Below are 11752 nucleotides of genomic sequence, written 5' to 3' on the forward strand. Positions count from 1 at the left end.
ATATTCTCTCCTTTCCTTTATACTTTATTGTTCAACATAACTCCCCAGATTCCTGTTGCTACTACATGTTCTTCGACAATTAATTCTATCTTTATATCATATATGTACCTTTTATTACCTAAGGTTTTATTTTCCTGAATTTGATAAGCTACCGAAAGAGTCTCTCCAATCTCCACTTTCCTATGGAATTTCCACTTTTGACCTACTACAGCGACTAAAAACTCTTCTAAGTTAAGTGTCCTATTTAAGATACCTATAGCTAGCATTACAAGTTGCCGATTATCTGCAAACAGGGTTTTTTCTAAATTTCCACTATCTAATAGCGTTCGAAAAAGAACAAAATCTGTTTCATATAAAGTCCTACTAATAACCGTATTTGGTTGCTTGATAAATTTCATCTCTCAAACACCTCATTTTCTGAAGTGGTCAACAAAGTCCCCTCCATTACAAGTTCACGGTCATTTTTATAAGCCAAGAATTCTAATTTTCTATGTCGATCTATGATAATCATATTATATTCAACGAAAATTTTATCTCCTAATGTGACACTTCTTTTATATATAGTGTCAAACTCATTTATAAAAGTGAATTCAACTTCCTGCTTTTCGACTAATGCGATTGCCAATGAAAAAACTGTGTCTCCGTGAAGGATAATATTTTGAAACTGCGATTGTCTCATCAGCGGTTCATTAGAATGGAGGTTTAAGTCACCTTCCCATATAATCGGCAGCAGTAAATGGCTTTCTGTAATCAGTAAAGTACTTGTTGTTTTGAACATCCTAGTTATAGTCATAGAAACCTTTACCAGATTTCCTTCCTAATTTCCCTGCTTCTACCATTCGCTTTAGTAGAGGACAGGGACGATACTTAGAATCTCCAAATCCTTCATATAAGCTTTCTAGTGCATACAGTGTTGTGTCTAATCCACATTCATCAGCTAAGCGTAATGGCCCTATTGGGTGATTTGCTCCAAGTTTAAGACCGCGGTCAACTTCTTCCGGAGCCGTTCCTTCCATGACTAAAAATGCTGCCTCATTCATCATTGGCAATAAAATACGATTTACGATAAAACCCGGATAATCCTGTGCAATGACAGTTTCTTTTCCAATTGCTTTTCCATATTCCTTAACTCGTTCCAATGTTTCTCCTGCTGTTTCAATAGAAGTAATTATTTCCAACAATTTCATAATTGGCACCGGACTAAAGAAATGCATACCAATCACTTTTTCTGGACGATTAGTCACTGAGCCAATAGCCGCAATTGAAAGGGAGGATGTATTACTCGCTAATATAGCGTTTGGTTGTACTATTTGGTCCAATTTTTTAAAAACCTCTTGTTTTAATTCAATTCTCTCGGGAACGGCTTCAATTACCAAATCAACATCCTTCCCATCTTGGATATCCGTTGAATACTGAATAGAACTATGGATTCTTTGCTCGTCCTCTGTTGTATACTTTTCTCTTTTTAACATAGATTGAATACTTTTAGCTATAAAGTTTTTACCTCTTGTTAAATCTTCCTCGGTACGATCATTTAAAACAACAGGTATTCCCGCTAGAGCAAACATCTGTGCAATTCCACTGCCCATAAGTCCTGCACCAACAACCATTACTTTCTTTTCCATCATCATATCGCCTCAATCTATAGGTTATTTCTTAAGTTGGACATTTTTCACTATTACAGTTGCTCCCTGTCCTCCACCAATACATAAAGTTGCAAGACCATATTCTTTATCTCTTCTAATCAGTTCGTGCACTAATGATACAATTATTCTTGACCCAGAGCTTCCCACTGGATGACCGAGAGCGATAGCACCCCCGTTAACATTTACAATTTCTTCATTTAGATTTAAATCTTTTATTACTGCTATTGCCTGCGCTGCAAATGCTTCGTTCAGTTCAATTAAATCGATATCATCTATTGTTAAATTTGCTTTTTTAAGAGCTAGTTTTGTTGCAGGCACCGGACCGATTCCCATTACGCTTGGGTCTACTCCTGCTGAAGCAACAGAAATAATTTCAGCTAGAGGAGTTAAATTATATTCTTTAGCCATACTTTCAGAAGCAATAAGTAAAATTGATGCGCCATCATTTAATCCGGAAGAACTGCCCGCAGTAACAGTTCCATTATCTTTAAAAGCTGTTAATAATTTTTCTAACGTTTCTAATGTCGTAGTGCGTGGATGCTCATCAACTTGAAATACTTGTTTTTTTGTTACTATTGGGACTATTTCTTTTTCAAACACACCATTTTGTATAGCAGTTGCTGCTTTTCTCTGGCTTTGCAAAGCAAATTTATCTTGTTCTTTTCTTGAAATACTATATTGCTCTGCTATATTCTCCGCTGTTATTCCCATATGATAATTCTCTTTCGAACAAATTAAACCATCATAAAGCAAACTATCTTCTAGTTGAATGGCACCTAGCTTTTTACCCCATCGACTATCTAATGAAATGTAAGGAACATTACTCATACTCTCAGTTCCACCTGCTAAAATTAGCTTTGCTTCTCCAGCTTTTATTTGCTGATAAGCAAGTGAAACGGAACGCATACCAGAAGCACACTGTTTGTTTATCGTCATTGCAGGAATAGAAGTCGGCAACCCAGCCTTTAAAGCCGCCTGTCTAGCTGGGTTTGCTCTCCCTCCTGCCTGATAAACATTGCCGATAATTACTTCATCTATTTTCTCCAGAGGTACTGTCAACCCATTAACTGTTGCTTTAATGACTTCTGCACCTAAATCAGAAGAATTAAACTGTTTCAAGCTTCCTCCGAAACGACCTACTGCTGTTCTTAACGCTGATACGATATATACTTTTTCCAAAAGATCACCTCTATCTCTTGTTCTATTAAATTAGTAATTAACCAAATATTGTGAACAATATTACTGCCAAGACTGTCGCACACATGGTAAGCCCCACGGCCATTAAGGCGACTGCAGGATATGCCCTCTTAAATGTTTCATGACTGATATTACGGATAGTCGTAACGATATAACCATTGTGCGGTAGAGATGCCAAACCGTCTGAAGACATTACAGATACTCGGTGTAATGCACCAGGATCTATACCCATATTTAGATAAATTGGCGCCAATATCGGAAGCGAAATTCCTAATCCACCTGAAGCAGATCCTGTTAAACCTGCAATTAAGTTAATACAAATTGCCATACTTAATAATGGTGGTCCTGGAATTTCTAATACTGTTTCCACAATTTGAGTAAAACCAGTAGTTAGGGCAGCTACCTTACCGAAAGCTATAACAGCACTAGTATTACAAATAGCAACAATCGCGTCATTGGAACCCTTTCCAAGAACATCCCAAAATCCATCGATGAATTTGAACATTGTTATACAAGCTATAACAATTGCCCCTAGTAAAGCTAGAATTGCAGCGGTATTTGCTGCAAATAATTGTGAATACGTAACCATTCCAGCAACTACGACTATAACTGGTAGCAGCGCAAGAAAGATATTAGGTAATTTCTTTTTATTTTCTTCATCTATCTCTTTATCTGAATCGTATTTCTCGAATTTTTCTCCTCTATTGACTGCTTTTCTAATTATTAAATGCAAGAAGTAGGTTCCTAGTATAAAATTGAAAATAGAAGCGATCATACCAATCCAAAAACCTGAGTAAGTCGTCGTACCAAAAAATTCTGTCGGCATTATGTTTTGAATTTCAGGAGAACCTGGTAGAAACATTGTAAAGGTAACAGATCCAAAAACTAATGCAGCAGGTATAAAGCGACGTGGAAGATTTGCATTTCTAAATAGAGATACTGCAAGTGGATAAACTGCAAATCCTACTACGAATAATGATACTCCCCCATAAGTCATAATCGCACATGCTAATACAACCGCCATTACCGCTCCTTTTGGACCAATAATTCTCATAACCCATTCTGCAATTGCTTCAGCAGCTCCAGTTTCAGCCATTACCTTACCGAAAATTGCTCCTAACAAGAATAATAAGAAATAAGTAGCGAAGTACCCAGTAAAACCTTGCATATAAGTTCCCGTCATTGCTTCAATAATGTCCTGTCCAGATGTTAACGCAACAAATGTACTTGCTACTACTGCACTGATAATAATATTTATTCCTTTAACTGTCATATAAATTAATATCGCCAAACCAATTAACAACATAAAAACACTCATCTCTCATCCCCCTAAAAAATTTGTTTTAACAACTAATCATTTCATTTATTAAATACTGGTTTTCTCTTCTCAATAAAGGCATTAATTCCCTCATATGCATCCTGATGTTGAAAAGCTTTACAAAATAGTTCTGTTTCTTTTACTATACCTTCATCGAAGGAATGCTCGTATCTATATTCCATTGCTTCTTTTATGCTAATAATAGAATTCAAAGACTTCTCAGAGAGCTTGGTTGCCCATCCTTTAGCTACACATAAACCTTCTCCAGTTTTTGTAACTTTATTAACTAAACTGATTGAAAGTGCTTCTGTGGCATTGATACTTTCCCCAAAAAACATTAATTCTTTCGCCTTTGATATACCAACTAGTTTTGGTAACCTTTGCGTTCCTCCTCCTCCTGGAAAAATACCAAGATTAATTTCAGGTAATCCAATCTTCGTGTGTTCTTCTGCAATACGTATATCGCAACTAAGCGCTAACTCACATCCCCCCCCCAGTGTAAGTCCATTCAACATCGCTATAGTGGGCTTTCTTAGTCTTTCAATATATTTAAAGAGTTGATGATTTAACTCTACATGCTGCACCATATCCTCTCGACCAAGCCAAGTTGGAAATTCTTTAATATCTGCCCCTGCCATAAATACTTTCTCCCCATCACCAGTTAAAATTACTGCACCAACAAGCGGATCTTTTTCAACTCTTTTAAACGCATTCATTAAACCTTGAACTACCTGTCCACTCAGGGCATTTACAGGAGGATTCTGAATAGTTATAATTGCCACTCTTCCCTCTACTTCAACTTTAATTACTTCACTCACTTCATACACCTTCTTCTTTAGATTGAGTATCCTTAAGCCACACTTACTTTTAGCTAATAAAAAGATAATAAGATTTTTTATATGTTAATCACCTAATGTATACGTATACATATTTAGGTTACGCTTTCAAAAACTAATATACTTTGAATCGCTTTGTATTGTCAACGTTTTCTGAATACTTATTTTTTGGAAATTTATTTGCTTGTATTGATAAAATCGAATATATATACTTTAAACGTGCGATAATACTAGATATAGAAAGATAAGTAGATTTTGGAGGTTGCTCAATTTGGTATCATCAAAAGACGTAGCAAAACAAGCGGGGGTTTCTCAAGCAACTGTTTCTCGTGTATTAAATTCGCCTGAACTAGTAAAAAAACACACTCTTGAAAAAGTAATAAAAGCAATTAATGATTTAAATTATATTCCAAATGCCAATGCCCGATCACTAGTTCAAAATAAAACTGGAACTATTGCTCTTTTATCAGGTCCGCTTCATAATCCATTTTTTGTAGATACAACTTCAGCAATTGTTAACTATGCAAGTGAAATGGACTACAGAATTCAGGTACAATTCGTAAATGACAAAAAATTAAGTGAAGCCTATACTACCGCATTCGAACAGAAAGTAGACGGTATTATTTTATCTTGTATTTTGAATGATGATCCGATTTTTGAAAAGCTAACTAGAATGGAAATTCCATTTATTACATATAACAGAAAACACCAAAATAATGAATACTTCGTTGAAATAGATAATTATGAAGCTGGTTACTTATCTGCTAAACATATGATTGAACAAGGTCATAAGCAAATCGCTTGGATCGGTGGTCCGTTAAACGTAAGTACATTCAACAATCGATTTCTTGGGTTTAAGCAAGCAATTCAAGATTTTCAAATTTACTTACCAGAAGAGTATAAAATTATCACGGATACAACAAAACAAAGTATTTCAGAGTCCTTTTACAAGCTTATGCATTTACAACAACGACCAACTGCCATTTGTGCGGGATCTGATTCATTTGCATTTAATCTAATTGACGATGCAGCTTCGAATAATTTATCAGTACCCGAAGATTTAAGTATCATTGGCATTGATAACGTGAATCTTAGCCAACACAGTATGATTAACTTAACTACTATCGGAAGCATTTCCGGAAAAAATTTAGGCCATCTTGCAATTGAAAAATTAATTGATATGATTAAAAACAAAAATAATAGTTGCGTAAAAATTACAGAACCTGTTAGACTATTCGATAGAAGTACAACTCGAAATCTTTAAACCCAAACTTTACACGGTTTGGGTTTATATTTCACAAGAAATGAATACGTATACATTTTTGATTAGTTATACTTTTTCAGTTTCCACTTAGCGATTTATCTAATATGGGTAAGTATAATTCGAAAGGATGATTCGATGAAAAAACAATATTACGTGAATGGTGAATGGAAATCTGCAAGTAAATATGCAGAGCTCCTTTCTCCTCATACAAAAGAGGTCATTGCACAAATTCCACAAGCATCTCATGAGGAAGTAGAAGCAGCAATAGATGCTGCGTACGAGGCTAGAAAACAGATGGCTGCACTAACTGCTTATGAGCGGGCTGCTATTTTAGAGCAGATTACACAGCTATTTATCGATAACCGTCAAAAGGCAGCTGAAATTATTTCTTTAGAGGCAGCAAAACCGATTAAATATGCGTTAGGTGAAATAGACCGAACGATTGAAACATATAAATTCGCGGCAGAAGAAGCGAAGCGTCTAACAGGTGAAATGATTCCAATGGATGCTGCAAAAAATGGAGCCAATCGTTTTGGATATACAATCGAGCAACCAATCGGCGTTATCGGAGCCATTACGCCGTTTAATTTCCCACAAAACTTAGTAGCGCATAAAGTGGGTCCTGCAATCGCTGCAGGTAACACAATTGTTTTAAAACCGGCATCACAGACTCCCCTTTCCGCACTATTTTTAGCAGAATTAATCGACCAAACTGCTTTGCCTAAAGGCGTATTCAATGTCGTTACTGGTAGCGGTAAAACAGTTGGAGATGCACTTGTTGAAAGTGATAAAGTGAAGATGATTACCTTTACTGGCAGTCTATCTGTCGGAAAAGGTATTCGGGATAAGGCTGGCTTGAAAAAAGTAGCATTAGAATTAGGCTCCAACGCTGGATTAATCATCGACAAAAACGTAGATCTTTCTCAAATTGTACCAAAATGTGTAATGGGTGCATTCTCCAACCAAGGACAGGTTTGTATTTCATTGCAACGCACTTATGTAATGGATGAAGTATATGATGAATTCCTTGAGCAGTTTTATACTTTAACCAAACAGCTCGTTATTGGTAGCCCAAATGATGAGGCTACAGATATTTCTGCAATGATAAATCCAGGTGAACAAGATCGTGCATTAAGTTGGGTTCAAGAAGCAGTAGAACAAGGTTCGGAAATTATTTCAGGTGGAACAATAAAAGATGGCGTCTTCCTACCTACCATTTTAACGAATGTATCGGCTACTTCTAAGGTATCTTGTCAGGAAGTTTTTGCACCTATAGTTGTAGTCAACCGCATCTCTTCGATTGAAGAAGGTATTGAAGCCATCAACAACTCCGATTTCGGTTTACAAGCAGGTATTTTCACAAATGATATACAAACTGCATTTAAAGCTTCGAAAGAATTAGAGGTTGGTGGGGTCATGATTAACGACATCCCTACCTATCGCATTGACCAAATGCCTTACGGTGGAGTAAAAGATAGCGGCACTGGAAAAGAAGGATTAAAATATGCGATTCAAGAAATGACAGAGACTAAGCTTGTCGTCTGGAACCAGCAATAATAAGGAGTGACATATATTGTCTGAAAAAATTACATTACCCCCAATTAGCTATACAGGTTGGGGTTCTCTTTCCCACTTATTAGAAGAAGTTGAACGCTTTAGCGCGAAGAAAATTCTAGTGATTACCGATCCATTTTTAGTGGATATAGGTATCACCAATAAGGTGGTCGATCCACTGGAAGAAGCAGGTTATGCAATCGATATTTATACGGATGTTGTTCCAGAACCACCTTTAGCAATCGGTGAAAAATTAGTAGCTTATACCCGTGAACATGCATTCGACTTAGTTATTGGTGTAGGCGGCGGTAGCGCACTAGACCTATCTAAACTTGCTGGAGTCATCGCTTCGCATGAAGGGAAAGTGGCAGATTATCTAAATTTAACCGGCACGAAGAAAGTAACGAAAAAGGGTATTCCCACCATTTTAATCCCGACAACCTCTGGAACTGGTTCGGAAGTGACAAATATCTCAGTACTTTCACTTGAAACTTCTAAAGATGTTATAACACATGATTATTTATTGGCAGACGTTGCAATCGTAGATCCTGCTTTAACCATTTCATTACCACCAAAAGTTACTGCTGCAACTGGAGTTGATGCTCTCACTCATGCGATAGAATCATATATTTCTAAAAATGCTAGCCCCATTTCCGATGCATTGGCGTTACAGGCAATTCGATTAATCAGTAATTCTATTCGGATAGCGGTTAGCAATGGAGAAGACAAACAGGCTCGTACAGATATGAGTTATGGTAGCTATTTAGCTGGTTTAGCATTCTTCAACGCAGGGGTTGCTGGAGTTCATGCATTAGCTTATCCAATTGGAGGTCAATTCCATATTGCTCATGGTGATTCTAATGCAGTATTACTTCCGTATGTAATGGGATATATCCGCCCAAGCTGTGAAAAACGAATGAAAGATATTTACGATGCGATGGGCTTTAGCTCTGCAAATCTTTCACAAAAAGAGGCATCATACAAATGTGTTGCTGAGCTGAAACGTTTGGTGGAAGACGTAAATATCCCTTCGACGTTGAAAGGATTCAACATAACGGAGGATGCGCTGGATAGCTTGACAACGGATGCTCTTGATCAGAAACGAATTCTCGCTCGTAGTCCGATGCCATTGTTAAAAGAAGATATCTATACTATCTATAAGGCTGCTTTTGATGGAGTTATTATAGAAAAGAATTAAAATAATCCCGAGGGCATCATATGCACTCGGGATTTTTTTGTTAACCCAAATCATCAGTTGTCTTAGTACTGGTATTTAACCGTAACGATTGCAGTTATAGTAATTTCCCCTTGCTCAATCGGTGTTCCGGCTTGTGAACTAGCCATCGAAAACTTTCTATAAAGTTCTGGTCCATTTTGTTGCTGCTCCTCCACGATGGAAATTGGTTGTGTATGTAGGGCGAGCTTCATCGTCTGGGCAATCGTTTGTGCTTTAGTTTGTGCATTTTGGAGAGCTTTCATTAGTGCCTGTTGATAAACAAGCTCTGGATTTTCTAACCCGAATTGAATAGAAGATACACCATTTGCCCCATTAGCCACCGCAGTATCAATCGCAATTCCAGCTTTTTCAACATCGGTTATTTTTAACTTAACGGCATTCGTCACCAAATATCCCCTAAATACCTGTTTTCCTTCTATATAATCATATTGAGGAAAGACATTATAAGCTGCTGTTTGAATATGTTCTCTTGGAATATTTAACGCCAACAGGGATTCAATAACACGGTTCATGGTTTCCGCATTTTCTGCTTGAGTTTGTTGTACATCTTTCCCTTCTGTACTTACTTCTACTTGAAGTTGAACATAGTTTGGCGAGACTTCGACTACCCCACTACCAGTTACGGTAATGACTCGAACCATAGGAATTGAAAGTGTTGGAATACCTGAATACAACATGGGACTACCACCTTTTTATATGTTTATTTTATCAACAATTTAATTCATCACAAATATCAATAATGTTCATAAACTAAGGCATAGTGAACTTCCGTGTAAAGGAGTATGAAGTAGTGAAAGAATCGAAGGTCCATTTAGTTTCTGCTGCCTTGGCGAAGAATTACAACAAAAATCATTTCCATTCCAATTACTTTCTAGAATTTTTAGAAGAACAAAAATCCGTAAATCACCGTATAATGAACACCGTTTCTCAACTGGACCAATCTTGTAAAACCATTTTAAGTGATTTACGTAACCAAAACCAAGAACTGAACAAATTAAACAATAATCATAAATACGATTATGTAAATTTAAAAAAGATATTGTTCAATCTTGCACAGACTACGAGAGGCTACGGGTCTCATTTACTAAAACAAGAAAATACACTCCAAGTTATCAACGAACAACTTGATCATCAATCAAAATTTAATGCAGTAGCTAGTAAACGAGCTGCCGATCACGATAAAGTACTAAACCATTTACAAGGAAGTTTAAATAGACAAAGGAATTTTCTTAATAACTTTGCCATCAATCAAAACAGTTCTTTTGAAAACATTAAACACCAACTCGATTCCCAAGAAGAAGTAAATGGACAGCTGCAAAATCGATTAGACATACAAAAGGACTGTATACAAAATGTGTTGGAAGAACAAAAGCGTATTTTTACTATAGTATCGGACTATTCTGAAGAAAAGAACCACTTCCATAAAAAATCGAGCGAGAAATCACAGCTAGCCGAGGAAATGGACGAATTAATATTAGAGGAAATCCAACTTCAAATAATTCAACAGGATGATATATACAATTACTTACAGGATACTTTAAATAGACAACAAGGATTTCTCCTTCAGCTCTCCGATAATCAAAATCGGCAACTTGAAAAAATAACAAAGAATTTAGAGAGTCACCATGCATTGAATAAAAAATCCATAGATAAACAAGACTCATTAATTCAATTAAATGAGCAAATGCTAGACAATATAAATAAACAATATGACCAACACAAAGAATCTTTAAAGGAAGTCAAAGAATTAATAGAAAAGACTTTATATCTAAAGGGAAATATAGGACTATAAGTGGATTACCAGTCGTTATACTAGACTTTCCGCCTAGAAAAGTCAGCTAAAAACGCCTTGTCCTTTAATAACAAAATGTATATTTGCCATTGATTTCACTCCGAGCGGACGCGTTCCGAGGGCACGGCTTCAGCCGCTTCCCTCGCTTAAGCTCAGTCCAGGGTCTTCAGCTCGCGCTATTCCCTCTGGAGTCGCCGCTCTGCGCTCCAATCAATTAGATCCACTTTATATAATTGGATAATTGGATAATTGAATATAAACACATAGAAGTCTACCTGTTCTATCTAAAATAAGTAAAGATGAAAGGGGCGCTTATCTAAGAAAATCCACTTTCTTCTTTCCCAATAGAATAGTATCCCTAACTAAGTGGACGGATTTATCCCTACATTAACTTGGACTACTTTTATCATCTAAGCGAGAGTCTATGCATTATCTTAAAGTTGAGTACTACTCACTTAATTGATTGTAGTGAAATGTGGCGACTCCAGCGGGATAAGCGAGAAAGTCGAGACCCCACAGGGAAGACATTACCCAAACTTTGTTTGGATAATGTCTTTGCGACGAGTAACCGCAGGAGCATATGTTTCCGTAGCGCCTGACTGAGGATGCTCGGCCTTGCCCGCGGAGGCCAACAGGATGTTGGTCACAAAGGCGTTGAGGCCCACAGGAGGTGGGTTATGCAATCTTTGCCGCAGGACGCGGCGAACTTAGATTACCCTCCTTTTAGGACGTGGCGCTCTTAGCCTTTGTTCTCCACATGCATGCACTGACCCCCATTTTCTAGACACATGAATGGGGTGTTATAAAATGAGAAAACAATTTAGCGCGGAAGAAAAGTATCAAGCCGTTCTACTCTATTTATCGGGTCGCTATTCTTATCGAGAAGTTGCCGCTCAAACGAATGTAGA

Annotated in this window: 11 protein-coding genes; 4 read left to right on the forward strand and 7 right to left on the reverse strand. The window is 37.0% G+C overall.

All coding sequences use genetic code 11. The annotated features are described in order from the left end of the window. Positions 1-17: 17 nt before the first annotated feature. Genes LDK52_RS07425 through LDK52_RS07450 form a run of 6 tightly spaced genes read right to left on the reverse strand, consistent with a single transcriptional unit; the run spans position 18 to position 4979 of the window. A complete protein-coding gene (locus LDK52_RS07425) occupies positions 18-398 on the reverse strand; it encodes a hotdog family protein (RefSeq protein WP_277585314.1) in 381 nt (126 codons plus the stop codon). Further along, positions 395-793 (reverse strand): hotdog family protein, encoded by a 399-nt coding sequence (locus LDK52_RS07430; RefSeq protein WP_277585315.1) that lies wholly within the window; start codon positions 791-793, stop codon positions 395-397. Before LDK52_RS07430 ends, LDK52_RS07425 begins: the two co-directional genes overlap by 4 nt. Next, positions 780-1628 carry a 3-hydroxyacyl-CoA dehydrogenase family protein gene (locus LDK52_RS07435; RefSeq protein WP_277585316.1) on the reverse strand — a complete coding sequence of 283 codons (849 nt, stop codon included), beginning with the start codon at positions 1626-1628 and terminating at the stop codon, positions 780-782. The genes LDK52_RS07430 and LDK52_RS07435 overlap by 14 nt, the downstream gene beginning before the upstream one ends. Before the next feature lie 21 nt (positions 1629-1649). Further along, positions 1650-2825 carry an acetyl-CoA C-acetyltransferase gene (locus tag LDK52_RS07440; protein WP_277585317.1) on the reverse strand — a complete coding sequence of 392 codons (1176 nt, stop codon included), beginning with the start codon at positions 2823-2825 and terminating at the stop codon, positions 1650-1652. Between the two features lie 37 nt (positions 2826-2862). After that, positions 2863-4161, reverse strand: coding sequence for a GntP family permease (locus LDK52_RS07445; RefSeq protein ID WP_277585318.1), 1299 nt, complete (start codon positions 4159-4161; stop codon positions 2863-2865). A gap of 41 nt (positions 4162-4202) precedes the next feature. Then, entirely contained in the window at positions 4203-4979 is a 777-nt protein-coding gene (locus tag LDK52_RS07450; RefSeq protein ID WP_277585319.1) for an enoyl-CoA hydratase/isomerase family protein, read from the reverse strand. A 289-nt stretch (positions 4980-5268) separates the two neighbouring features. On the opposite strand from LDK52_RS07450, the gene LDK52_RS07455 reads away from it, so the two are divergent. From LDK52_RS07455 to LDK52_RS07465, 3 genes are all read left to right on the forward strand, one after another. Then, positions 5269-6261 (forward strand): LacI family DNA-binding transcriptional regulator, encoded by a 993-nt coding sequence (locus LDK52_RS07455; RefSeq protein ID WP_277585320.1) that lies wholly within the window; start codon positions 5269-5271, stop codon positions 6259-6261. A gap of 135 nt (positions 6262-6396) precedes the next feature. Continuing rightward, positions 6397-7818, forward strand: a complete 1422-nt coding sequence (locus LDK52_RS07460) for an aldehyde dehydrogenase family protein (protein ID WP_277585321.1) — start codon at positions 6397-6399, stop codon at positions 7816-7818. Between the two features lie 16 nt (positions 7819-7834). Continuing rightward, positions 7835-9013 carry an iron-containing alcohol dehydrogenase gene (locus tag LDK52_RS07465; protein WP_277585322.1) on the forward strand — a complete coding sequence of 393 codons (1179 nt, stop codon included), beginning with the start codon at positions 7835-7837 and terminating at the stop codon, positions 9011-9013. A gap of 62 nt (positions 9014-9075) precedes the next feature. Here the strand turns inward: LDK52_RS07465 and LDK52_RS07470 are convergent, their stop codons facing one another. Next, positions 9076-9729, reverse strand: a complete 654-nt coding sequence (locus LDK52_RS07470) for an SIMPL domain-containing protein (RefSeq protein ID WP_277585323.1) — start codon at positions 9727-9729, stop codon at positions 9076-9078. A gap of 113 nt (positions 9730-9842) precedes the next feature. Between LDK52_RS07470 and LDK52_RS07475 the strand changes: the two genes are divergently transcribed. Then, entirely contained in the window at positions 9843-10844 is a 1002-nt protein-coding gene (locus tag LDK52_RS07475; RefSeq protein ID WP_277585324.1) for a hypothetical protein, read from the forward strand. Positions 10845-11752 lie beyond the last annotated feature (908 nt).

Source organism: Psychrobacillus antarcticus (assembly GCF_029533155.1).
GTDB classification, from domain to species: Bacteria; Bacillota; Bacilli; order Bacillales_A; family Planococcaceae; genus Psychrobacillus; species Psychrobacillus antarcticus.

Coding starts and splice junctions, on each gene's coding strand:
- LDK52_RS07425 (WP_277585314.1), bottom strand. CDS start 398: ATGAAATTTATCAAGCAACCAAATACGGTTATTAGTAGGACTTTATAT.
- LDK52_RS07430 (WP_277585315.1), bottom strand. CDS start 793: ATGACTATAACTAGGATGTTCAAAACAACAAGTACTTTACTGATTACA.
- LDK52_RS07435 (WP_277585316.1), bottom strand. CDS start 1,628: ATGATGGAAAAGAAAGTAATGGTTGTTGGTGCAGGACTTATGGGCAGT.
- LDK52_RS07445 (WP_277585318.1), bottom strand. CDS start 4,161: ATGAGTGTTTTTATGTTGTTAATTGGTTTGGCGATATTAATTTATATG.
- LDK52_RS07460 (WP_277585321.1), top strand. CDS start 6,397: ATGAAAAAACAATATTACGTGAATGGTGAATGGAAATCTGCAAGTAAA.
- LDK52_RS07470 (WP_277585323.1), bottom strand. CDS start 9,729: ATGTTGTATTCAGGTATTCCAACACTTTCAATTCCTATGGTTCGAGTC.